Source organism: Flavobacterium psychroterrae (genome assembly GCF_018380615.1).
Lineage (GTDB): Bacteria > Bacteroidota > Bacteroidia > Flavobacteriales > Flavobacteriaceae > Flavobacterium > Flavobacterium psychroterrae.
This window is the reverse complement of the sequence record NZ_JAGYVZ010000006.1, coordinates 93,917-116,560: the sequence shown is the minus strand read 5'-3', so window position 1 is coordinate 116,560 and position 22,644 is coordinate 93,917. Positions and strand designations below refer to the sequence as shown.

At 32.1% G+C, this 22,644-nt stretch carries 24 protein-coding genes; 11 read left to right on the top strand and 13 right to left on the bottom strand.

Going from position 1 to position 22,644, the window contains the following annotated elements:
• Positions 1-9 precede the first annotated feature (9 nt).
• The 3 genes from ric to KHA90_RS08605 form a co-directional block, all read right to left on the bottom strand.
• A complete protein-coding gene (gene ric, locus KHA90_RS08615) occupies positions 10-732 on the bottom strand; it encodes an iron-sulfur cluster repair di-iron protein (RefSeq protein ID WP_213297897.1) in 723 nt (240 codons plus the stop codon).
• A gap of 107 nt (positions 733-839) precedes the next feature.
• Positions 840-1,358 carry an azurin gene (azu, locus tag KHA90_RS08610; protein WP_213297894.1) on the bottom strand — a complete coding sequence of 173 codons (519 nt, stop codon included), beginning with the start codon at positions 1,356-1,358 and terminating at the stop codon, positions 840-842.
• Positions 1,359-1,379: 21 nt separating this feature from the next.
• Complete coding sequence (locus KHA90_RS08605; protein WP_213297891.1) at positions 1,380-1,829, bottom strand: RrF2 family transcriptional regulator; 450 nt, start codon at positions 1,827-1,829, stop codon at positions 1,380-1,382.
• A gap of 200 nt (positions 1,830-2,029) precedes the next feature.
• On the opposite strand from KHA90_RS08605, the gene KHA90_RS08600 reads away from it, so the two are divergent.
• A complete protein-coding gene (locus tag KHA90_RS08600) occupies positions 2,030-2,812 on the top strand; it encodes an NYN domain-containing protein (protein WP_213297876.1) in 783 nt (260 codons plus the stop codon).
• Between the two features lie 33 nt (positions 2,813-2,845).
• Positions 2,846-4,357: an FMN-binding glutamate synthase family protein gene (locus KHA90_RS08595; protein WP_213297872.1), complete on the top strand. Its 1,512-nt coding sequence runs from the start codon at positions 2,846-2,848 to the stop codon at positions 4,355-4,357.
• Between the two features lie 63 nt (positions 4,358-4,420).
• Here KHA90_RS08595 and KHA90_RS08590 read toward each other — a convergent pair whose 3' ends face one another.
• From KHA90_RS08590 to KHA90_RS08570, 5 genes are all read right to left on the bottom strand, one after another.
• Positions 4,421-4,855, bottom strand: a complete 435-nt coding sequence (locus KHA90_RS08590; RefSeq protein WP_213297869.1) for a hypothetical protein — start codon at positions 4,853-4,855, stop codon at positions 4,421-4,423.
• A 231-nt stretch (positions 4,856-5,086) separates the two neighbouring features.
• Positions 5,087-5,491 carry a hypothetical protein gene (locus KHA90_RS08585; RefSeq protein ID WP_213297866.1) on the bottom strand — a complete coding sequence of 135 codons (405 nt, stop codon included), beginning with the start codon at positions 5,489-5,491 and terminating at the stop codon, positions 5,087-5,089.
• 19 nt (positions 5,492-5,510) lie between these two features.
• Positions 5,511-6,692, bottom strand: coding sequence for a glycoside hydrolase family 88 protein (locus KHA90_RS08580; RefSeq protein ID WP_213297863.1), 1,182 nt, complete (start codon positions 6,690-6,692; stop codon positions 5,511-5,513).
• Between the two features lie 351 nt (positions 6,693-7,043).
• Positions 7,044-7,559: a transposase gene (locus tag KHA90_RS08575; protein ID WP_244860275.1), complete on the bottom strand. Its 516-nt coding sequence runs from the start codon at positions 7,557-7,559 to the stop codon at positions 7,044-7,046.
• Positions 7,560-7,752: 193 nt separating this feature from the next.
• A complete protein-coding gene (locus KHA90_RS08570; protein ID WP_213297860.1) occupies positions 7,753-9,531 on the bottom strand; it encodes an ABC transporter ATP-binding protein in 1,779 nt (592 codons plus the stop codon).
• 73 nt (positions 9,532-9,604) lie between these two features.
• Here KHA90_RS08570 and KHA90_RS08565 point away from each other — a divergent pair, with 73 nt between their 5' ends.
• The 4 genes from KHA90_RS08565 (at position 9,605) to KHA90_RS08550 (ending at position 13,775) form a co-directional block, all read left to right on the top strand.
• Positions 9,605-10,183, top strand: a complete 579-nt coding sequence (locus tag KHA90_RS08565; protein WP_213297857.1) for a non-canonical purine NTP diphosphatase — start codon at positions 9,605-9,607, stop codon at positions 10,181-10,183.
• A 204-nt stretch (positions 10,184-10,387) separates the two neighbouring features.
• Positions 10,388-12,310: a DEAD/DEAH box helicase gene (locus KHA90_RS08560; protein WP_213297855.1), complete on the top strand. Its 1,923-nt coding sequence runs from the start codon at positions 10,388-10,390 to the stop codon at positions 12,308-12,310.
• Positions 12,311-12,563: 253 nt separating this feature from the next.
• Positions 12,564-13,337 (top strand): carboxypeptidase-like regulatory domain-containing protein, encoded by a 774-nt coding sequence (locus KHA90_RS08555; RefSeq protein WP_213297851.1) that lies wholly within the window; start codon positions 12,564-12,566, stop codon positions 13,335-13,337.
• Positions 13,338-13,436: 99 nt separating this feature from the next.
• Entirely contained in the window at positions 13,437-13,775 is a 339-nt protein-coding gene (locus KHA90_RS08550) for a DHCW motif cupin fold protein (protein ID WP_213297848.1), read from the top strand.
• Positions 13,776-14,102: 327 nt separating this feature from the next.
• Here the strand turns inward: KHA90_RS08550 and KHA90_RS08545 are convergent, their stop codons facing one another.
• Positions 14,103-15,563: an aminoacyl-histidine dipeptidase gene (locus tag KHA90_RS08545; RefSeq protein WP_213297845.1), complete on the bottom strand. Its 1,461-nt coding sequence runs from the start codon at positions 15,561-15,563 to the stop codon at positions 14,103-14,105.
• 191 nt (positions 15,564-15,754) lie between these two features.
• Here KHA90_RS08545 and KHA90_RS08540 point away from each other — a divergent pair, with 191 nt between their 5' ends.
• The 4 genes from KHA90_RS08540 to KHA90_RS08525 all read left to right on the top strand — a co-directional run bounded on the left by KHA90_RS08540 (position 15,755) and on the right by KHA90_RS08525 (position 18,895).
• Complete coding sequence (locus KHA90_RS08540) at positions 15,755-16,291, top strand: hypothetical protein (protein WP_213297838.1); 537 nt, start codon at positions 15,755-15,757, stop codon at positions 16,289-16,291.
• Between the two features lie 201 nt (positions 16,292-16,492).
• Positions 16,493-17,554, top strand: a complete 1,062-nt coding sequence (locus KHA90_RS08535; protein ID WP_213297835.1) for a DUF3810 domain-containing protein — start codon at positions 16,493-16,495, stop codon at positions 17,552-17,554.
• A 205-nt stretch (positions 17,555-17,759) separates the two neighbouring features.
• Positions 17,760-18,254 carry an RNA polymerase sigma factor gene (locus KHA90_RS08530; protein WP_213297834.1) on the top strand — a complete coding sequence of 165 codons (495 nt, stop codon included), beginning with the start codon at positions 17,760-17,762 and terminating at the stop codon, positions 18,252-18,254.
• Positions 18,255-18,262: 8 nt separating this feature from the next.
• The gene (locus KHA90_RS08525; RefSeq protein ID WP_213297833.1) at positions 18,263-18,895 is read left to right on the top strand and encodes a hypothetical protein; all 633 of its coding nucleotides are present in this window, start codon (positions 18,263-18,265) and stop codon (positions 18,893-18,895) included.
• A gap of 135 nt (positions 18,896-19,030) precedes the next feature.
• Here the strand turns inward: KHA90_RS08525 and KHA90_RS08520 are convergent, their stop codons facing one another.
• On the bottom strand, positions 19,031-19,840 hold the full coding sequence (locus tag KHA90_RS08520) for a lysophospholipid acyltransferase family protein (protein ID WP_213297832.1): 810 nt from the start codon (positions 19,838-19,840) through the stop codon (positions 19,031-19,033).
• A gap of 124 nt (positions 19,841-19,964) precedes the next feature.
• On the bottom strand, positions 19,965-20,615 hold the full coding sequence (locus KHA90_RS08515; RefSeq protein ID WP_213297828.1) for an NUDIX hydrolase: 651 nt from the start codon (positions 20,613-20,615) through the stop codon (positions 19,965-19,967).
• 103 nt (positions 20,616-20,718) lie between these two features.
• Between KHA90_RS08515 and KHA90_RS08510 the strand changes: the two genes are divergently transcribed.
• Complete coding sequence (locus tag KHA90_RS08510) at positions 20,719-21,153, top strand: DUF4268 domain-containing protein (RefSeq protein WP_213297827.1); 435 nt, start codon at positions 20,719-20,721, stop codon at positions 21,151-21,153.
• Between the two features lie 105 nt (positions 21,154-21,258).
• Here KHA90_RS08510 and KHA90_RS08505 read toward each other — a convergent pair whose 3' ends face one another.
• Both KHA90_RS08505 and KHA90_RS08500 read right to left on the bottom strand, forming a co-directional pair.
• Positions 21,259-21,669: a hypothetical protein gene (locus KHA90_RS08505; protein WP_213297816.1), complete on the bottom strand. Its 411-nt coding sequence runs from the start codon at positions 21,667-21,669 to the stop codon at positions 21,259-21,261.
• Between the two features lie 20 nt (positions 21,670-21,689).
• Positions 21,690-22,634 (bottom strand): NAD(P)H-dependent flavin oxidoreductase, encoded by a 945-nt coding sequence (locus KHA90_RS08500; protein ID WP_213297814.1) that lies wholly within the window; start codon positions 22,632-22,634, stop codon positions 21,690-21,692.
• Between the last annotated feature and the right edge of the window lie 10 nt (positions 22,635-22,644).

The following is a 22,644-nucleotide window of genomic DNA, read 5'->3' as shown; positions in this document are numbered from 1 at the left end:
TTTCTCAGCTTATGCAAACTCTTCCTCCAGAATTACTGCCTTATTAAACAAGATATTATTTTCTAAATGAATATGTTTATGCAAATCCTGTTCAAATTCTTTTAGCATTGCAAATGTTACTTTATAAGTTGTACATCCATCACTTGGTGCTGTATAATTATTGGTAAGAACAGCTATTTCGTTGAATCTTTCTCCTTCATTATTATGTTCCTGCATCATCATCGCAATTGGATTAGATACGGTCCCAAAAGATGGCGGAGTCAAAACACCATTAGACTCTTTGGTTTTCACCATTCTTTTAATGAAAGGGAACAGCATTAATTCTTCTTTTTTCATGTGTTGTGACAATTCACCCGCACATTCCGTAAACAATTCATTTATCTTAAACAATTCCGGATGAGCAGCGCCATGGACTTTACAAAGCTTATCTAAAAACTGTATTAAAACGGTCGATTTATCTTCGACATAACGGTGATGCGTTTTCTCTATGTAATCCGCCAGTAAATCTAGTGGCCAGGAATTAAAATCAATCGTATTACCATCTTCAGATTCTAAAATATCATAAACTTTTTGCAATAATACATTTGCATCAATATTCTGATTTTCGCAAACCTCATTAACCGTTCTGTTTCCTTTACAGCAAAAATCGATTTGATATTTTGTAAAAACTGCTGCTGTTCTAAAATCCTGAGCTACAAATGAACCAATTGTTTTATTTTTTAAATCTTCCATTTTTTTATTATAATTAATTAATACTCAATTTTAAAATAAAAGATAAATTTATCTTTTATTAGTTTGTTAAAAAACTCTAAAGCCATAATAGCGTTAGAGTTTGTTATTTATTCCACAATTAAAACACCTTTCATCATAGAAACATGACCTGGAAAAGTACATAAAAAGTTATAAGTTCCTTTTTTATCTATAGTAAATTCAATTGTATCTTCTTCTCCTCCGCCAAGTAATTTGGTATGCGCAATAATCGAACTTTTTTCTGAAGCCGGGATATAATCAGTGTCGCTGGCAGCAATTGCTTTAGATGCAAAAGCAGCTTCATCTGTTCCTTCCTGTAAAATAACAAGGTTATGTCCCATTGCTTCTTTAGGTATTTTACCAACATGTTTTAAAGTTAAAGTGATTGGTTTTCCAGCCTGAGCCCTTAATTCATTTGTACTAAACTGCATTTGATCATTCCCTTCAATAACTAAAACATTGCTTACTGCCGGTTTTACTCCTTCATCAGATGTTGTTTCATTTACTTCAGTTGGTTGCTCTGTTGCTGAAACTTCTTTTTTTCCACAAGATGTAATTGCTAAAAATCCCATTAGCATCACAATCGAAATCTTGACTTTTTTATTCATTTCTATGTATTTAAAATTATATTATATTTTGCTGTCATTAATTTTAAGAAAAAAATCACCGGTTGAAACTCCGGATGCTAATTGTTCTAATGTGGTATTTGTAAGCATTTCTAAAAGTAGTTGTCGCACTTTTTTAAACTCATTATGTACAGGGCATGGTTTTAATTCTGAACATTCTTTCAACCCAATTCCACATCCTTTATATATAGTGTCTCCATCAATAGCATCAACAATCTGAATGAGTTTTATTGATTTTACAGCATTTGCAGAAACTTCAAATCCTCCTCCTACTCCTTTTGCCGATTCTATAATTCCGCTTTTAGTTAGAATCTGCATTATTTTGGCTGTGAAAGGTTCGGGCGAATCAATTTCTTTCGCGACATCTTTTATTCCTACCCTGATTCCTTCAGATGATTTAGTCGCAATAAATATTGATGCCCTAATGCCGTATTCACAAGCTTTTGAAAACATAGATAAATTTGTTGATTTAATACAAAGATATTTAAATCTATATTAAAAGACAAACTTATCTTTAATTGATTTTATAAAAAAACTCTTATTTATAACCAGAATAATTTATAATATACAAAACACTTATTCAGTATCAAATTCTAATAAAAACCAATTTTAGTTTTACCTTTGGAAGTACTAATTTTTCTAACACTTAAATAATGGCTTTAAGCAACTCAAAAGATCTCAAATTAGCCGTTCTTATTGATGCCGATAACGTGCCTTATAGTAATGTAAAAGGCATGATGGAAGAAATAACAAAATTTGGCACACCTACCACAAAACGTATTTATGCTGACTGGACCAAACCTAATTCTAATGGATGGAAAGCAGTTTTATTAGAACACGCAATTACTCCAATTCAGCAATATAGTTATACCGTTGGCAAAAACTCCTCAGATTCTGCTTTGATTATCGATGCAATGGATTTACTTTATTCAGGAAAACTGGACGGATTTTGTATTGTTTCCAGTGATAGCGATTTTACTCGTCTGGCGATTAGATTAAGAGAATCCGGCATGAAAGTAATTGGTATTGGCGAAAAGAAAACACCAAATTCATTTATCGTTGCCTGTGACCGATTTATTTATATTGAGGTTCTCGACGGAGCCATCCAAAAGAAAAAACCTAAAACTGCCGCTACTGCCGATGCTAAAAAACCTGTTGAAAAACCAGCCGAAAAAGCACTACATAAAATAGACAAACAAACAATTGAACTTATAGAAGCTACCATTGAAGACATTGAAGATGATGATGGTTGGGCGTTTTTAGGAGATGTTGGGAACTTAATCGTAAAGAAAAAACCCGAATTTGATCCTAGAAATTATGGTTTTTCTAAGCTTACGCCAATGCTAAAATCGCTGACTGATATTCTGGAAATTGACGAAAGGGAATCAGATAAGAAAGGCATCAAACATGTTTATGTTCGCCTGCGATTCAACTAATTATTAAACATTATTATTAAATTTTTTAAAAACATGAGAAAAAAATTCTTTATCTATGGATTCTTATTGTTGATAATTGTTGTTACAATTTATTTTTATACCAAGCGTGGTTTTCTACTCGTTATTATTATTCCTATCTTATTAGTTGTTGGCGTTTATAATATACTTCAAAGAAAGCATGCCATTTTAAGAAATTTCCCAGTTTTAGGTTATTTCAGATATTTGTTTGAAATGATTGCACCTGAAATTCAGCAATATTTTATCGAAAGATCGACTGATGGAAAACCATTTTCAAGAAATCAGCGTTCTTTAGTGTACCAAAGAGCAAAAAATATCGATTCAAGTACACCTTTCGGAACTCAGCTAAACCTTAACCATGACAGTTACGAAGGGATAAAACATTCTATTTTTCCGGCAAAAGTCAACGAAGAATTGCCTCGCGTGTTAGTTGGAGGAAAAGATTGTAAGCAGCCTTATTCAGCTTCTTTATTCAACGTTTCTGCAATGAGTTTTGGTTCGTTAAGTGAAAATGCAGTTCGCGCGATCAATATTGGTGCTAAAAAAGGAAACTTTTATCAAAATACGGGAGAAGGTGGTTTAACCGAATTTCATCTTGCTGGTGGTGGCGATATTACGTGGCAAATTGGTACAGGATATTTTGGATGCCGAGATAACGACGGAAATTTCAGCCCTGAAAAATTCTCGGAAAAAGCGAATCTTCCTAACGTAAAAATGATCGAAATTAAGCTTTCGCAAGGTGCAAAGCCAGGACATGGCGGAGTACTTCCTGCTGCTAAAAACACCAAACAAATTGCTAAAATCAGAGGCGTTGAACCTCATACTATGATTCTTTCTCCTCCCGGGCATCATGCATTTTCAGACAGTAAAGGACTAATTCATTTTATAGCACAATTGCGTCAGTTATCTAATGGAAAACCTATTGGGTTTAAATTGTGTATTGGTAATACTGCCGAATTTGAAGCTATTTGTCACGAAATGATTGCCGAAGATACGTATCCTGATTTTATCACTATTGATGGTGCCGAAGGTGGAACCGGAGCCGCTCCGTTAGAATTTGCCGATGGCGTTGGAATGCCATTTGAGCCTGCATTGATATTTGTAAACAAAACATTGATTGGTTTAAATATTCGTGATAAAATGCGCGTTATTGGAAGCGGAAAAATTATTTCCGGTTATTCTATTTTGCATGCAATAGCATTAGGTGCAGATATGTGTAATAGTGCTCGTGGTTTCATGTTTTCTCTGGGATGTATTCAGGCATTGCGTTGTCATAATAACGAATGTCCTACCGGAGTTGCTACTCAAAATAAAATGCTAATGAAAGGTTTAGTTGTCACCGATAAATCAGATCGTGTATATCACTTTCATAAAAATACATTACACGCCGCAAATGAGCTTTTAGCAGCAGCAGGTAAAAAGAGTTTTGCAGAAGTTGATGGAAATATTTTCATGCGTGGTGATGAATTTGGTCATTTATCAGATTCTTACTTCCCTGATATTTTAACAAATGTTACAAAACGATAAAAAATCAAAGCCTTCTTGAAAATTCAAAAAGGCTTTTTTTTATTTTATTCTGCTTTATTAAAATTAAAGTTTCGAAGCCACTTCGCCTTTAGAATCACCTGTGTTTTCTAAAACCGCTAATTCTTCTTTATCCACTATTTGCTGAGCAAGAATTGCGTTATTATACGCTAAAAAATACACATCAAATTTTACTCCTTCATCAACTAATTCTTTAGAAATTTGATCGTTTTTAATCATATCTTTCAGTAAATCAGGAAATGAATTTTTATACGTTAACCTGTTGGTATCGTTTTCTTCTAAATTGGTTTCAATTCTAATTTCAATCTTATTATCATTTAAAAATGCTTTAGCCGTCGTACCTGTAATACCAGTACCTTTAATCGATGATGAATTATTGTAGGTAGTAACATGCTCCTGAATTTTTTGCTTGGTATTTTTACAACTTACCAACATTAATCCAAGAACAAGAGCAAATGCGATTTGAGTAATTTTTTTCATAATTTTTTAGGTTTTAGATTAATTTTTAACTCAAACATAATCAAATTTTTAAACAAAAGCAATTTAAGAATAGAAACACATAAACTGTAGCTATTTGACTATAAATTCATTACCTAAGATAAAACTATACATACACCTTAAATTAAAAGAAACCATTTAATAATAATCAAACAAAAAAAGCCACTTTTAAAATTGATTAAAAGTGGCTTCTACAAACAAATACATTTCAAATTATTTTAATAATTCAGATATTGATTCTTTGTTTATTATTTCCTTTACAAAAACAGTATTATCATCGGCTAAAAAATAAGCATCAAACTGAATACCTTCTTCAACAAGTTCTTTAGGAATTTGATTTTCAATAATCATTTCTTTCAAAAGTTTAGAAAACTCAGCATTTGCTTTTGAAACATTAGATGCGTTTTGTTTTAAATTTGTCTCAAATCGCAATTCAATTTTGTTGTCATTAATATAACCTCTTGCAGTTGTAAGTGTAACATCATCAGCTTTAAAACTTGCAGCCGTACTATTATATGATGTTACATATTCCTGAAGTTTTTGCTTTGTGTTTTTGCAACTTATCAACATTACCATCAAAGCGATGGCAAATGAAATCCGGATGATTTTATTAATCATAGTCTTAAATTTAAAATATTTATTTTTTTATTTTCTGAATCCTTAAAAGTGCTTCAAGATAATAATAATCTGCATAATTTATCGAACAATCTATTTCGCTTCCTGCTGGTTTATGTCCTGTTGAATGCAACAAAAAAGCCGAATTTACATCGTGACTTTGATAATGATCTGAAAGTGAAACAATCATCTTTTCTGACTTCGTTAAATATTCTTTTTTAAGAGTTGCATCTTTTGTATAAGAACTTAATTCAATAAGTGCGGAAGATACGATCGCTGCCGCCGATGCATCTCTTGGTTCATTCGGGATTCCCGGCGCGTTAAAATCCCAATACGGAATTAAATCTTCGGTTGCTAATCTGTCCAGATAAACTCGTGCCAGTTTATGAGCAAAGTCTAAAAATTTCTGGTCTTTTGTTTCTCTGTAAACCATTGTAAATCCATAAATAGCCCACGCCTGACCTCTCGCCCACATACTATTATCACTATAACCCTGCGCGGTGATTCCTTTTATTTTTTTACCGGTTTCATAATCGTAAATAATTACGTGATATGAACTATTATCTAGTCTAAAATGATTCTGCATCGTAGTTTCGGCATGTCTTACCGCAATGTCATATAGTTTTTTATTTCCTCCATTTTTAGAAGCCCAAAAAAGCAGTTCTAAATTCATCATATTATCGATGATCGTGTTATGTCCGCCATATTTATTATGAGGCCACGATAAAATAGTGCCTACTTTTGGATTAAAAAGTGTTGCCAGAGTATCCGCTGTTTTTAAGATAATATCTTTGTATTCAGGATTTTTTGTTAACCGATATCCGTTGCCAAAACTATTGAAAATCTGAAAACCTAAATCGTGATCATTTGCTTTACTAACAGATAAAGGTTTTAGAAACTGACTGAATTTATCCGCTTCTTTTTCCCATTTTTTATCTCGAGTTGCTTCGTATAAATACCATAATTCACCAGGCCAGAAACCACTTGTCCAATCTTTATAGTTGACAAATTCCCAATCCTTACTTCTATTAGCCACAGTTCTAGGTGATGTTCCGTCATTTGGAATCACCTCTAAGGTTTTCGAAGCTTGTTCGGCACAATAATCGAGTTGCTTTTTAATATTAAAAGAATTGTCTTTTTGAGAATAACCAATATTCCCAATTAGGAATAAAGTTAAAATCAACCTTGTAAATTTTGCATTCATGTGGTTATTGATTTAGATAGAAAGTTTATTATAATTTTACGGAATTGATAAATTTATAAAATAAAGCAGACGTAACCGAATGTTTGTATTTTTGTTTACCTAAAAAAGTACTAATGATTCTTGCCCGAATTTAATTTGAAAAAATACAGACTTCATTATTTCATTATTCTCTTACTGATTATTTTTCTTGAAATCATACTCTAATTTAGATCGGCATCTTTGTCAAAGTTTTAAACTTTGACAAAGATTTTTTACTGTGCTACTTCAATTAAATTTTAAAATCAGTCATTTTCTCATGGCAATAAATAAAATTTTCTAAATCATGAAATAATTCAATCACTTCTTTTCTCATTAAATTCGTTTTGATAAAGATAAAATTGTTGTATATGAATAAAATTTATAAATCTTAAAATCTAAGTTTATATCAGTTGGATTTTGATTTACATAAATAATAACATTTCTCAAATACTCAATACTGTCAATTTTCTTTCTTTTAAAAGGTGATTCAAACAAAGCTCCATGTCTTTTGTGTACTTTATTATATGATTGTGTATACGAGCTGATAAATCTGCTAATTTGTTTGCTTACCAAATTTTGAACTGAATGTAACCCATGTTTCTTATATTCATTTTTATCACTTAAAGATAACAACAACTCTTTTTCTGATTTGACTTTTATAACGAAATGAAAATGATTTGGCATCAGACAATAACTATATACCTCACAAACATCAATCATATATTTAATAAACTGTTTTATAAAAAACATGAAATTTTCTTGATCTTTAAAAATTTCATTTCCGTTGATTCCACGATTATAAATATGATAAAAGCAATCGGGTTCTAAGTTTTGTAATCTAATATCCATTTATATTTTTAAAAAGGCTTGCTCAAAAGTGAATAAAAATATAAGAATTTTCTTTATTTTATTTGTAAGCGTAGAAATCTTTGTCAAAGTTTAAAACTTTGACAAAGAGAACTGCGAAAAAGTGCAATAGAGTAATCTTAAAAATAAACATCCTTTAAAATTTGAAACTTTACTAAAAAATGAGCAGATAAACTTAATCCAGCGTTTGCGCAATCTTATCAAGATTTAAACTATTTGCCATTGCTGTAAATATTCTGTAATACACAGATCTATTATCGTATAAATCATCGTGAGTTCCTTTTTCGACACATTTTCCCTGTTCTAAAACAATTATATTAGAAGCATCAATAATTTGTGAAATACTGTGAGAAATAATAATTACTGTTCTGTCTTTTTTAATTGCGTCAAGTGATTTTTTTATCTGTTCTGTAGCTATTGCATCTAAACTTGCCGTTGGTTCATCCAGAAAAATAATTGGCGGATTTTTCAGGAACAATCTCGCAATGGCAATTCGTTGTTGTTGTCCTCCGGAAAGTAAATGCGCATCAGAATCATAACCTTTAGGCAATTGCATGACTTGTTCGTGAATATAAGCTTGTTTGGCGGCATCCATAATTTCAGATTGCGTTGCTTCAGGTTTTCCGTAGAGAATATTCTCTGCAATTGTACCTTTAAAAATGTGATTCTTTTGTAAAACCAATCCAATGTTTTTACGAAGAAAATCAGTATTGTAATCGTTTAAATCTACTCCGTCCAGATATATTTTTCCTGATGAAGGCAGATAAAATTTATCCAATAAATTAATGATAGTACTTTTTCCGGCACCGCTTAATCCAACTAAAGCGGTATTTTCGTTTGGCTTTATCGTAAAACTAACATCAAAAAGTGCTTTTGTTCCGTTAGGATAAACAAAATCGACATTTTTCACTTCGATAAGTCCCACAATTTTTTCCGGAATATAATCGCCGCTTGTTTCTTTTTCATTATCAGATTCTAAAATATCAAAGAATCCTTCGGAATATATTAAAGCATCATTTACTTCATCATAAATACGATGCAATTGTCTAATTGGCGATGACACATTATTAAACAACATAATATGAAACATGATTGCTCCAATTGTCATGGTATTATTCAAAACAAAATATGCGGTTAGAATAATGATAATCACAACTCCTATTTGCTCGATAAAACCTTTAATACTTTCAAAAATAAAACTGGTTTTTCGTGTGTCGAGCTGATTTTCGGTCATTTCAAACTGAATCTTCTGATGTCTTTCTGCTTCCATAGGTTCCCGAACAAAAGACTTAATTACCGTTATGGATTCTATCAGGCTTATGATTCCGTTATTTTTTGTTTCGCGATAATTACGCATTCTTCTTCTAAAACCACTTAATTTAGTTGCTTGAAGCTGACTCACATAAAAATAAATAGGAATGATACATAAACTTACTAATCCAACATACACATTGGCATAAAACATTAATATCAGCGCCACAAAAGCATTAGCAAACAAAGGCATAATATCAATAAAAAAGTTTTGAACCAATCTTGTTAAACTGCTAATTCCGAGATCAATCCTGGTTTGCAGTTTTCCGCTTTCATTTTCGCCAGAGGTGTAAAACTCCATTCTATAACTTAATATTTTTGCTACAATAGCCTGAGAAATATCGCGCGTTATAAAAATACGAAGCTTTTCGCCATAAAATTTCTGACCAAATTGCACGATAGAATATATCAATTCTTTAGAAAGTAAAACAATACTAATTATACCTAATAAATGAAATCCTTTTGATAATGGTTCATGTGCCACCATTAAATTATTAATTGTATCTACAGTGTATTTTAATATTAAGGCATTGACCTGTGCGGCAAACGAACCCAAAAAAGTTAGCAATAAAGTAGCAATAACCATTTTTTTATATGGCTTAACAAAAGGTGTTATTTTTTTATAGAGTAAAGAGATCTTCATTTATTTTTATTTTTCGTCACATATCAAATATAAGAATTCTAAATTTGTGTTTTAAACATCTAAACACATTCTCATGCAACTGGTTTTCGCTTCAAATAATCTTAATAAAATCAAAGAAATTCAAAGTATCTTAAAAGGATCTATTCAATTATTAAGTCTGGAAGAAATTGGCTGCCATGAAGAAATTCCTGAAACTGCTGATACTATTGAAGGAAATGCTATTTTGAAAGCGAATTATGTAACCCAAAAATACGGTTACGATTGTTTTGCTGATGATACGGGTCTAGAAGTTACAGCGTTAAATGGTGAACCTGGTGTATATTCCGCAAGATATGCAGGAGAACAACGAAATGCCGATGATAACATGGATAAACTTTTAAAAGGTTTATCAGGTAAAGAAGATCGCAGTGCTAAGTTCAAAACTGTTATTGCACTCAATATAAAAGGAGAACAGCATTTATTTACCGGAATTGCTAAAGGAACTATTGTTTTAGAGAAAACTGGAAATCACGGTTTTGGTTATGATCCAATTTTTAAGCCGGAAAATTATGACGAAACTTTTGCAGAATTATCTTCGGATATTAAAAATAAAATCAGTCATCGTGCAAAAGCAACAGAGCAACTAATTGATTTCCTGAATACAACCAAATAATTGTTTTAAATACAACATTTTATAGCCTTAAATTTATATTTCATGACGTGTTTTTGTAGTAAAATCTTCGTTTTATCATTAAAAACATTTTACAATAAACATAACTTTTTGATAATCAAATCATAACAAATACATAATTCTTAAAATAGCATTAGTTTATCTGAATAATTAACAGTAATTTTGCACCCTATTTTAAAAATACATATGAACAAATTTGAACAATTAGGATTGAGTGAATCGTTACTGAAGGCGATTTTAGATCTAGGATTTGAAAATCCGACTGAAGTACAGGAGAAAGCGATTCCCCTATTATTGGAAAAAGACACAGATATGGTTGCGTTGGCTCAGACAGGGACAGGGAAAACGGCAGCATTTGGTTTTCCGCTAATTCAAAAAATTGATGCCAACAACAGAAATACACAAGCATTAATTTTATCTCCAACACGCGAACTATGTTTGCAGATTACCAACGAAATTAAAAACTACTCTAAATACGAAAAAGGTATTAATGTGGTAGCAATTTACGGTGGAGCTAGCATTACAGAGCAAGCAAGAGACATTAAAAGAGGTGCACAGATTATTGTTGCAACTCCGGGTAGAATGCAAGATATGATTAACAGAGGATTGGTAAACATTTCTCAAATCAACTATTGTATTCTTGATGAGGCTGATGAAATGTTGAACATGGGATTCTACGAAGATATCGTAAACATCCTTTCAACTTCTCCAGACGAAAAAAGCACATGGTTATTCTCTGCAACTATGCCACAAGAGGTTGCTAGAATTGCAAAACAATTCATGCACGAGCCTTTAGAAATTACAGTAGGTGCTAAAAACTCAGGTTCAGCTACCGTTTCTCACGAATTTTACTTAGTGAATGCACGTGATCGTTACGAAGCTTTAAAACGTTTAGCCGATGCAAATCCAGACATTTTCTCTGTGGTTTTCTGTCGTACTAAAAGAGATACACAAGCTGTTGCCGAAAAATTAATTGAAGATGGATACAGCGCTGCTGCATTGCACGGAGATTTATCTCAGGCGCAACGTGACGGTGTAATGAAATCTTTCCGTGGAAGACAAATTCAGATGCTTGTTGCTACTGACGTTGCTGCACGTGGTATTGACGTAGACAACATTACTCACGTAGTGAACTACCAATTACCTGACGAAATCGAAACTTACAATCACCGTTCAGGACGTACTGGTAGAGCTGGAAAATTAGGAACTTCTATTGTAATTGTTACAAAAAGTGAGTTGCGTAAAATTTCATCTATCGAAAGAATCATCAAACAAAAATTTGAAGAAAAAACGATCCCGTCAGGAATCGAAATTTGTGAGATTCAATTATTGCACTTAGCAAACAAAATTAAAGATACTGAAGTTGATCACGAAATTGACAACTATTTACCAGCAATCAACAATGTTCTTGAAGGTTTATCTAAAGAAGAGTTGATTAAGAAAATGGTTTCAGTAGAATTTAACCGTTTTATTGCTTACTACAAGAAAAACAGAGACATCTCTAACCAGTCTTCAGGTTCTGAAAGACGTGAAAGAGGAGATTCTGAGCCAAGAGAATTCAATAATAATGGAGCAGTTCGTTATTTTGTAAACATCGGTTCAAGAGACAATTTCGATTGGATGTCACTTAAAGATTATTTGAAAGAAACATTAGACTTAGGTCGTGATGACGTTTTCAAAGTGGATGTAAAAGAAGGTTTCTCTTTCTTTAACACTGATCCTGAGCATACTGATAAAGTTATGGAAGTATTAAACAACGTACAATTAGAAGGACGTCGTATTAATGTTGAAATTTCTAAAAATGATGGTGGCGGAAGACGTGACCATAACGGACGTAGCGGTGGAGGTGCCGGACGTAGTTCTGCTCCAAGACGTGAAGGAAGTTTTGCTCCAAGACGTGAAGGTTCTGGCGGAGGTGTTGGAGGATTTAGAAGCGATAGAAACTCTGCTCCTAGAGAAGGTGGTTTCAGAAGCGACAGAAACTCTGCTCCAAGAGAAGGTGGTTTTAGAAGTTCTACTCCAAGAACAGAAGGTGGTTCTGATAGAGCTCCAAGACGTTCTGAAAGCTTTGGTGACTCACCAAGACCAAGAAGACCAAGAAGAGATTAATAATTTAATTATCTTAAAATATAAAATCCCGAATTCCAGACATAATTGGAATTTGGGATTTTTTTATTCAAAGAATCTTCTTTTTAATAGATAGGTTTTGTAATTCAAAACAATGTAATTTAAATCTCCTTACCCCTTTTAGTTAAATACAAGAAGCAACAGTTCTTTCCTTTGTTAATTTTCTGATAATTATATTCGAAGACTGCGAAATATTTAATCCCTATTTAGTACTTTTAGTGCTTTAAATCAGGATATGAAATATTTCGCAGTTTTCTTTTTTACACTACTTTCTACAATCGGTTTTGCACAAGACGCTGAGTCTACAGTACCTCAAAGAGTATCAGGTTACATTATCAATGATAATAGTAAACAGCCTCTTGCTAATGTAAATATCATCAACACCAACAAAGTTCGTGGTGCAAAGTCTGATGCAAAAGGATATTTTGAAATAGATGTTCAGCTAAACGATACCATTCACTTTTCTATTCTGGGATTCCAATCTTTGCGAATCAGGGTAACAAATGACTGGATAAAAAATAAAGTAACACGAATTCAGCTTACTGAAAAAGCAATTGCTCTTGAAGAAGTAATTATTGCCCCTTTTAGCTTAACAGGATATCTTGAAGTCGATTCGAAATTAATTCCAACAAAAGAAAACTATCGTTACAGTATTTCAGGCCTTACGCAAGGTTATGAAGCGGGTGAATATTCGCCAAATGCTTTCGGGAAAGTATTAGGATCTATTTTTAATCCTGCCGATGTTCTTTATGGTTTCTTCGGAAAAAACGCCAAGGAACTTAAAAAATTAAAGGAAATGAGGAAGGATGATACCGTTAGAAACCTTCTTGAATCTAAATATGATCGTGAAACAGTTTCTGTACTTTTAGGTGTTAGTAAAGATGAAATTCCTGAAATTTTACAACGTTGCAATTATTCTGATGCCTTTATACAATCAGCAAATGATTTACAAATTATGGATGCTATTAGCGGTTGTTACGAACAATATAAAGTATTAAAACGAAATTAGATTTAACTTCAACATATAACAAAATCCTCATTTACAGTAGTAATTGAGGATTTTTTGTTTTTAATAAATTTGATTAATTAACCAAATAAAAAATAAACCATGTCTTTAATCCCATTTCAAAGCATTGACTGGAATTTAATTCCCATGACAGAACACGCCGGAGAAACCGGAATTGCATATTGGCAAACGTTACAATTAGAAGGTTTACGAATTCGTAAAGTCACTTATTCTAAAAATTACTTTGCTGATCATTGGTGTCAAAAAGGACATATTGTTCATTGTCTGGAAGGGGAATTTATTAGCGAGTTAGAAACTGGGGAAAATTTTATACTTACTAAAGGAATGACTTATGTAGTCTCTGATAATGCAAGCTCTCATCGCTCTATAACTGCCACGGGAGTGGAGTTATTAATTATAGATGGGGATTTTTTAAAATAATATTCTAAACAAATCAGAATATTTTAGCTACATTTACTTATATTCAAAAAAAGAAATAACTAAATTTAAATATTATGGCAAAGAGTCAGGATACTAAAAAAACAGCAAAAAAAGAACCATTAAAAACGGCTAAAGAAAAGAAAGAAGAAAAGAGAGAAAAGAAAAATTCTCCTAAAAGAGATTAGTTTTCAGTCTCAGTTTACAGTCTCAGTTTGCAGTTGTTTGAAACTGAATATTGAGACTGTAAACTTACACCGATTTTAGTATTCAGTCACAGTTTTCAGTACTCAACTAAATTGCTTACCGAAAACTGCGACTGTCAACTTACTACTTAACTGGAATATTTGAAAGAATTTCTAATACAAATTTCCAATATTTTTGAGCTGAAGAAATACTTGCTCTTTCATCAGGCGAATGCGCACCATGAATAGTTGGTCCAAAAGAAATCATATCCATCTCAGGATAATTTGTTCCTAAAATTCCACATTCTAAACCAGCGTGACAAGCTACAACTTTTGGCTTTTCGTTATTTTGCTTTTCATAGATTCCTACCAAAGTATCTAATATTTCAGAATTTACATTTGGTGTCCAGCCTGGATAAGATCCTGAAAGTTCTACTTCGCAACCTACTAATTCAAAAGCAGAACGCAATGCATTAGCCAAATCAAATTTTGAAGTTTCTACAGAAGAACGTGTTAAACATCCTATTGAAATTTCACCGTCTTTTACAATAACACGAGCAATATTATTTGATGTTTCAACTAAATCATCCATATCAGCGCTCATTCTGTAAACACCATTATGCGCTGCATAAATTGCTCTGATGATTCCTTCCTGAACTCCTAAATCCATTACTTTTTCAGGTAAATCGCATTTTACGATTTCAATAGATAAGTTTGGTTCAGTCGTTTTGTATTCGGTTTTTATATCGTTTATAATTTCCTGCATATCAAAAATATACGCTTCGTCAAACATCTCAGAAATAATTACTTTAGCAACACTTTCTCTCGGAATTGCATTTCTTAAACTTCCACCGTTAATCTCCACTACTTGCAAACCAAAGTTTTCAAATGCATCAAATAACAAACGATTCATTATTTTATTAGCATTCCCTAAACCTTTGTTGATATCCATTCCTGAATGACCTCCATTTAAACCTTTTACGGTAATAATATGTCCAACTGAACCTTCCGGAACTTCTTCTTCGTTATAGGTTCTTGTAGCCGTTACATCAATTCCTCCGGCACAGCCAATATCTATTTCATCATCTTCTTCAGTATCTAAATTCAAAAGAATCTGCCCTTGAAGTATTCCTCCTTTTAAATTTAAAGCTCCAGTCATTCCGGTTTCTTCATCAATTGTGAACAAAGCTTCGATTGCAGGATGCGGAATGTCTTTGCTTTCTAAAATAGCCATAATTGTTGCTACGCCAAGTCCATTATCAGCGCCAAGTGTTGTACCACGGGCACGAACCCAGTCACCATCTACATACATGTCAATTCCTTGTGTATCGAAATCAAAAACTGTGTCGGCATTTTTTTGGTGTACCATATCAAGATGCCCCTGCATAACAATTGCTTTACGGTTTTCCATTCCCGGAGTTGCCGGTTTTCTGATAATTACATTTCGGATATCGTCTTCAAAAGTTTCTAAACCTAAGCTGTTTCCAAAGTTTTTCATGAACTCAATCACACGTTCTTCTTTCTTTGACGGACGCGGAACTGCGTTTAAATCGGCAAATTTATTCCAAAGTGCTTTTGGTTCCAGATTTCTAATTTCCTGACTCATTATATTTTGTTTGATGTTTAACAATTATGAGTTTCAAAGTTACATAACTATTAAGTATTAAAAAAATAGACGATAATGTTTATGCATGTACAAATAAATGAATTCATATCTATATTTTAAGATCAAAACATACGATTTTAAAAGTTATTTCTTACAATATTCGTATATTTGGCAAAAATAATTTCTCCTTTATGATTTCTGAATTTATATTTAATATTACATGCAACATAATTGCATCTTTTATTTTCATATTTACATTATTAATTTTCTTTAAACCAAAATTTGACATTGTACATTTTATAGCCAAAAATGATAGCCCGTTTGATAACGTTACAGACATTTGCTATTCTTTTAAAATAATTAATAAATCCTTTTTTGGTGCTTATGATATTGAAGCGAGGTCTAATTATTATTACATTCGACAAGGTGAAAATGGAATTATTAATAAAGTCTTCTCTAAAATTGAACTTAAAACAAATAAGGTTAATTTTATATTTGGTTTCAAACCTTTAAAAAAAAATTACGGAGATAATTGTGTTCAATTTTTCACGTACGAGGACTTATCCGCTAAAATGGAAAGCTCTTCAACTTATATACAATTTCAAATCACTGCTCGTCATAGTTTGACAGGTTTAAATAATATTTTTACTTATAACTTTGTGAATAAAAGCAAAATTGTTGAAGGAAAATTCAAGGAAGGAAATTTTAAAGAAATTATAAAATGTTAGTTTGTTTTATTTAATGGGAAGAATACTTTATTTTTAACATGTAAAACTTTTAAAGTTAAAACCAAATATTATGAAAAACGATATCATTGCAATGTAAGCTAAAATTAGCAAAAAATAAAAATACAACCTGTACTAAAACCGAATCAACTTCGGTTTTTTTTATGCATTTTGATTTATATTTACGTATCCAAAATTAAAACCGTGAAGTCAAAATATATTCTACCTTTATTCCTTCTTCTGCAAATCATTATTTTAAAAATCCTTCCGTATTTCCCAGAATTTATAGAAAGCTTTTATAGCAACGGATTATATATAAAAACCTCTCACTTTTCAAGAATCATTTTAGGCAAAATTCCTTTTTCGGTTGGAGATTGTATTTATTCTGTTTTGATTTTATTTATGATTCGGTGGATTTGGAAAACCCGAAAAACCTGGAAATTACAATGGAAAGATAATCTCCTCACAGTTTTAAGCTGCCTTTCCATATTTTACTTTTTCTTTCATTTGCTTTGGGCATTCAATTATTACAGAGAACCTCTTTTCGAAAAAATGAAAATCGAAAGAGAATATTCTGATGCTGAATTATTGAGTTTCACTAAAAAACTAATTGTGAAAACGAACGAAATTCAGTTTCAAATCACTAAAAAAGACAGTTCTAAAGTTGTTTTTCCATATTCACAAAATCAGGCTTTTCAGATGAATTTAAGTGGTTATGAAAATCTGGCAAATCAGTATCCGTATTTTAAATATGAAGTTTTAAGCGTTAAAAAGTCGCTCTTTAGTTTACCTCTTACTTATATGGGTTTTGGCGGTTATCTCAATCCGTTTACAAATGAAGCTCAGGTAAATGATCTATTGCCAATGTACAATTTTCCCGTTACAACTTGTCACGAAATGGCGCACCAAATGGGTTATGCAAGTGAAAGTGAATGCAATTTTATTGGAGTGCTGGCTTCTGTAAAAAATGAAAATTTATATTATCAGTATTCAGGATATAGTTTTGCTTTGCGTTATTGTTTAGGAATGTGGCAGGCAAAGGATGAAAAAATATTTAAGCAATTAAAGAAAACAGTTCACGTGGGGATTTTAAAAAACTATCAGGAAAGCCAGGATTTCTGGAAACAATATGATACTTTTATAGATAAAGGTTTTCATGTTTTTTATGACAATTTCTTGAAAACCAATAACCAAAAAGATGGTATGGAAGGTTATAGTAAATTTGTAGATTTAATGGTGAATTATTATAAAACTCGAGAATTATAAATGTTCGCCACGAATTCTACCAATGTCACGAATTTTCACAAACGAAAATGACTTTATTTTTTTAATATTGATGTAATAAATTAACGCTAAAATGGTAATTCTAAAAATTTGTGAAATTCGTGGTAAAAAAAAACCATTGTTAACCTGTGACAAAAAAAATAATCATTCACTGTAACAAAATTGATTGCAGTACTACTAATAGATTATGAGCGAGAATCTAGAACAGTCATTTGTTGCGCAATTGCAGGCAAATCAGAATATAATCCACAAGATTTGTAGATTATATACTGCTGGCGTAGATGCTCACAAAGACTTGTTTCAGGAAATCACTATTCAGTTATGGAAAGCTTATCCAAAATTTAGAGGTGATAGTAAATTTTCGACCTGGACGTATCGCGTTGCCTTAAATACTGCCATAACATTATATAGAAAAACTAAACGGACCATATCGACAGTAGAGTACGAAAGTCATCAGCATTTTATAAAAGATGTTGATTACAATTATGAAGAAGAAGAACAGATTAAATTGATGTACAAAGCCGTTTATCAGCTTAATGACATCGAAAAAGCATTGGTTTTTATGTATTTAGAAGACAAGGATTATCAAGAAATAGCGGAGACCTTAGGAATCAGCGAAGTGAATGCACGTGTGAAAATGAACAGAATCAAGGGGAAACTTAAAAAAATACTAAATCCTTAAAAATTATTATGAAAGAACTGGATTTACTAAAAAAAGACTGGAAAAAGAACGCCGATTCTTTTCAACAAATTTCTGAAAAAGAAATCTATAAAATGATTCATAAAAAATCATCTTCAATCGTGAAGTGGATTTTCATTATTAGTGTTTTAGAGGTTTTATTCTGGACTGTGTCTAATTATTTTTCAAATGTTGATGATGCTTTAAGAAAAATGAATCATCCGGAAATCATACTCTTTATGGAGATTTTATTGTACTTTAACTATGCCGTGATTTTAGTTTTTATTTACTTTTTCTATAAAAACTATAAAACAATTACAACTACAGTTTCTACAAAAACATTGATGAGCAGTATTTTAAAAACCCGTAAAACGGTACAATATTATGTTTGGTATAATTTAGGAATGCTAGTCGTTTCGTCAATTCTTAGCTTCTTTATAGGATATGTTTACAATCCTGACATGGCTTTTATCAGAGAAAAACTGGCGTTAAACGGAAAAGCAATGTTGTTTTCTGTGGGAGTATTACTATTGCTTACAATAGTCCTTTTTGGAACTTTCTGGTGTATTTACAGATTACTATATGGAAGATTATTACGTAGATTATATTCTAATTATAAAGAGTTGAAGAAAATTGATTTCTAAAAAAGGTTCAGAGGTTTTTTTTCTAAGTTGCTAAGTTTCTAAGATGCTGAGCTTCTAAGTCATTTCATTGCAACAGGAAAAAACCTGAAACTTAAAACCTGAAACTCTTTTAATCAGAACTCTAAAATCTACAATCTAATACTCCCATCTTCTTAGTTTATTAAGTTCTTCCTCTGCTTTGATTTCTTCGGCTGGAATAACTTTTAAAAATGATGGATGTTGTTCTATTGCAAACTCTACTTTTGCTACAATTTCATCAATTGTATCGTTTTCATAATCAATATCAAGTGGTTCTTTGATAATGAATGACTGCAGAATTCCTTTTTTCTTCATTCGTAATCCTTTTTTATCAAATGAACGACGGAAACCGTCAATAACAATCGGGATCACAATAGGTTTATGCTGTTTGATGATATGCGCAGTACCTTTACGAACTGGTTTAAACGATTTTGTAGTTCCTTGCGGAAATGTAATTACCCAGCCATCTTCAAGCGCAATTCTGATATTTTCAGTATCATTTGGGTTAACATCACGTTTTTTAGTAACATCCACACCTTTTGCACGCCAGGTTCTTTCTACTGTAATGGCACCAACATAAGCTAAGATTCTTGGCAATAAACCAGCCTGCATTGTTTCTTTTGCAGCAACATAGTAAATATTCATTTTGGGTTGCCAGAGATAGCCAATATTCTTAATAGTATCTTGACGTCCGCTTAAACTTGCGTTAAACACATGAAACATAGCAACAACATCAGCAAAATAAGTCTGATGATTTGATATAAACAAAACATTTGTATCCGGAAGTGTCTTAATGATTTCAGACCCTTCAATCTGCAATTCATTAAAACCTCTATATCTCCTGTGAGTCATGGCACCCAAAATTCGGATTAACCATTTCTTGATGAATAATATGTGTCCAAAAGGATTTCGTTTAAACAATCCCATAGCCTTGTATTGTATTTTTTGTTAGAACGCAAACATACAAAATTTATTCTTTTGGCAATACTATAAAGCAATTTCGGAAAGAAATCACTATTATAATGAATATCAAATTGTTAATTCTTAGTATTTACAAATTTCCTTCAAAAGTTATTTTCAAAACATCTCTCAGTTCACTTAAAATCATAGCCGTTGCTCCCCAGACCATATGCTTTTGAATATTAAATGCGGGAACTACAATATTATCGCCGTAAGAAGTTGACAATTTGGCTTCTGTAATTATTTCATCGTCTAAAAAAACAGACAATGGTAATTCTATAATAGCAGCAACTTCTCTGGCATCTGGATAAAATAAAAGTTCATCCCTTGAAATTCCTAAAAAAGGATGCACTAAAAAATTACTTGGCGGAATATACATTGGCGTAAATTGTTTTATTACTTCAATATTTTCAGGTGCGACCCCTACTTCTTCATGAGTTTCTCGTAAAGCAGTTTCCTGATAATCTGCATCTGTAATTTCATATTTACCTCCAGGAAAGGCAATTTGAGAAGAATGAACTCCCTTATAAGCATTTCTGACAATTAAAACCAAATGCGTTTTCCCTCCTTTTGGATAAAACAACATCATAACGGCGGCAATTCTGGGATTCTCTATTTTTAGATCAGTATTTTTTAAGGCTTGTATCCTTTCTTTTGGAGCCATTTTTATATGTGAAGCAACTGCCGGTAATTCAACTGGAATTAAATTGGGAACATATTGCAAAAAATCTTGAAAATCCATAATCAAAGTTTATTTTTGTACTTTCAAATAAAAAAGAAATAAAATATAAATATAGTTTAGAAAACGCGGTTCTACAAGTTTTCTAAAATCAAAGCCATAAAAAATGTACAGCAGAGAAGAATCACAGAAAATAAAAAGAGAGTTTTGGGTAGCTTTCGCCGAAAAATATCCGCGTAAATGGGTTCTTTATGACACAAAGATTAAAGATTTCTCTTTTAAATTTTATGTTGACAATAAAAAAGCACAGGTTTTTATCGATATCGAACAGAGAAGCGACGAGAAACGAAATGCTTATTTTGAAAAACTCGAAGCTTTAAAAAATATTCTGGAAGAGGAATTCATTAAAGATCTGGTTTTCGAAAAAAACTATACTCTTGAAAGTGGTAAAACGATTAGCCGAATCTGGACTGAAATACAAGGTGTAGGTTTTAGCAACCGTAATAATTGGGATACAATTTTTGATTTCTTTTTCGAAAAAATGAATGCTTTAGAGATGTTTTACTTAGAATATGATGAGTTTATAAAAGATGTTTCTTAAAAGAGGGTCTAAGTTGCTGAGTCGCTAAGTTTCTAAGTTTTTTATATAGCAAACCCGACAGGTGTTGAAATCTGTCGGGTTTTATTATTTTGATTTGAAGTAGTTTTAAACGCTAAAAATATTGTACAATATAATATGATCGTCGTAATTAATATAAAGCTGTTTGCGATAATCCTGTTTTTTTCTGGTAATAATTGAAAGCTTACATTCGCGACCTTCATTATCTTTACACATGAAAGAATACACGATATCAGTATCATTTTCTTCGCGTTCTATATAATCTAAAATACTAAAAAGTTGTATTTCCTGTGAATACACTACGATTCTATGTTTATTGGTATCCAGAATAACAGATAAATTGACCAAATCAAGGTTTGACCATTCTCCCCATTTGCCTCTTTCATTTTTCTCTAAAACACTAAATCCAGATGTTTTAAAACTATACGACTGGCTTTGAACTTGTTGAAAACCAAATCCTAAAAAAAGTAAAAGTATATATGTGCGTATAGTATTCATAATGTATTTCTTGCAGGTAATTAAAACTCAAATTTAGCTTTTTCTTGGCACGCAGCTTCAAAATCGGCTAGCATTTCTTGAACAATTTGATTAACTGGCAGTATTTCATGAATTAATCCGGCGATTTGTCCAATTTCAAGTTCCCCTTCATCAAGATCGCCTTCAAACATTCCTTTCTTGGCTCTTGCTCTGCCCAAAAGCTGCACTAAATCTTCTTTTGAGGGTGCTTTTTCATATAATTCCTGAATATCATTATAAAACTTATTTTTAATCAATCGAACAGGTGCTAATTCTTTTAAAGTCAATTGCGTGTCACCTTCTTTAACTTCAACTATTTTTTGCTTGAAATTATCGTGAGATGATGATTCTAAAGATGCTGCAAAACGACTTCCAACCTGAACGCCATCTGCGCCTAAAACCATCGCGGCAAGCATTCCGCGTCCTGTTGCAATTCCGCCCGCAGCGATAATCGGGATTTGGATCTTCTCCTTCACCATCGGGATTAAAGTCAACGTTGTCGTTTCGTCGCGTCCGTTATGACCGCCTGCTTCAAAACCTTCAGCCACTATAGCATCGACTCCGGCATCTTGTGCTTTTAAAGCAAAAACACTACTGCTTACTACATGCACAACAGTAATTCCTTTTTCCTTTAAAAAAGAAGTCCATGTTTTGGGGTTTCCTGCCGAAGTAAAAACGATTTTCACGCCTTCCTCAATCACGATATTCATGATTTCTTCAATATTAGGATACAACATCGGAATATTAACCCCAAAAGGTTTATCGGTTGCTTTTTTACATTTTTGAATGTGTTCACGTAAAACTTCCGGATACATAGATCCGGCACCAATTAATCCTAAACCTCCCGCATTACTTACAGCCGAAGCTAATTTACATCCACTATTCCAAATCATTCCGCCTTGAATAATTGGATATTTTATATTAAAAAGTTGTGTTATTTTATTCATTCAAAAATGC

Coding starts and splice junctions, on each gene's coding strand:
- KHA90_RS08505 (WP_213297816.1), bottom strand. CDS start 21,669: ATGAATACTATACGCACATATATACTTTTACTTTTTTTAGGATTTGGT.
- KHA90_RS08515 (WP_213297828.1), bottom strand. CDS start 20,615: ATGGATTTTCAAGATTTTTTGCAATATGTTCCCAATTTAATTCCAGTT.
- KHA90_RS08590 (WP_213297869.1), bottom strand. CDS start 4,855: ATGAAAAAAATTACTCAAATCGCATTTGCTCTTGTTCTTGGATTAATG.
- KHA90_RS08605 (WP_213297891.1), bottom strand. CDS start 1,829: ATGTTTTCAAAAGCTTGTGAATACGGCATTAGGGCATCAATATTTATT.
- KHA90_RS08560 (WP_213297855.1), top strand. CDS start 10,388: ATGAACAAATTTGAACAATTAGGATTGAGTGAATCGTTACTGAAGGCG.
- KHA90_RS08530 (WP_213297834.1), top strand. CDS start 17,760: ATGAGCGAGAATCTAGAACAGTCATTTGTTGCGCAATTGCAGGCAAAT.
- azu (WP_213297894.1), bottom strand. CDS start 1,358: ATGAATAAAAAAGTCAAGATTTCGATTGTGATGCTAATGGGATTTTTA.
- KHA90_RS08500 (WP_213297814.1), bottom strand. CDS start 22,634: ATGAATAAAATAACACAACTTTTTAATATAAAATATCCAATTATTCAA.
- KHA90_RS08585 (WP_213297866.1), bottom strand. CDS start 5,491: ATGATTAATAAAATCATCCGGATTTCATTTGCCATCGCTTTGATGGTA.
- KHA90_RS08550 (WP_213297848.1), top strand. CDS start 13,437: ATGTCTTTAATCCCATTTCAAAGCATTGACTGGAATTTAATTCCCATG.
- KHA90_RS08580 (WP_213297863.1), bottom strand. CDS start 6,692: ATGAATGCAAAATTTACAAGGTTGATTTTAACTTTATTCCTAATTGGG.
- ric (WP_213297897.1), bottom strand. CDS start 732: ATGGAAGATTTAAAAAATAAAACAATTGGTTCATTTGTAGCTCAGGAT.
- KHA90_RS08595 (WP_213297872.1), top strand. CDS start 2,846: ATGAGAAAAAAATTCTTTATCTATGGATTCTTATTGTTGATAATTGTT.
- KHA90_RS08525 (WP_213297833.1), top strand. CDS start 18,263: ATGAAAGAACTGGATTTACTAAAAAAAGACTGGAAAAAGAACGCCGAT.
- KHA90_RS08575 (WP_244860275.1), bottom strand. CDS start 7,559: ATGGATATTAGATTACAAAACTTAGAACCCGATTGCTTTTATCATATT.
- KHA90_RS08520 (WP_213297832.1), bottom strand. CDS start 19,840: ATGGGATTGTTTAAACGAAATCCTTTTGGACACATATTATTCATCAAG.
- KHA90_RS08570 (WP_213297860.1), bottom strand. CDS start 9,531: ATGAAGATCTCTTTACTCTATAAAAAAATAACACCTTTTGTTAAGCCA.
- KHA90_RS08555 (WP_213297851.1), top strand. CDS start 12,564: ATGAAATATTTCGCAGTTTTCTTTTTTACACTACTTTCTACAATCGGT.
- KHA90_RS08600 (WP_213297876.1), top strand. CDS start 2,030: ATGGCTTTAAGCAACTCAAAAGATCTCAAATTAGCCGTTCTTATTGAT.
- KHA90_RS08510 (WP_213297827.1), top strand. CDS start 20,719: ATGTACAGCAGAGAAGAATCACAGAAAATAAAAAGAGAGTTTTGGGTA.
- KHA90_RS08540 (WP_213297838.1), top strand. CDS start 15,755: ATGATTTCTGAATTTATATTTAATATTACATGCAACATAATTGCATCT.
- KHA90_RS08545 (WP_213297845.1), bottom strand. CDS start 15,563: ATGAGTCAGGAAATTAGAAATCTGGAACCAAAAGCACTTTGGAATAAA.
- KHA90_RS08565 (WP_213297857.1), top strand. CDS start 9,605: ATGCAACTGGTTTTCGCTTCAAATAATCTTAATAAAATCAAAGAAATT.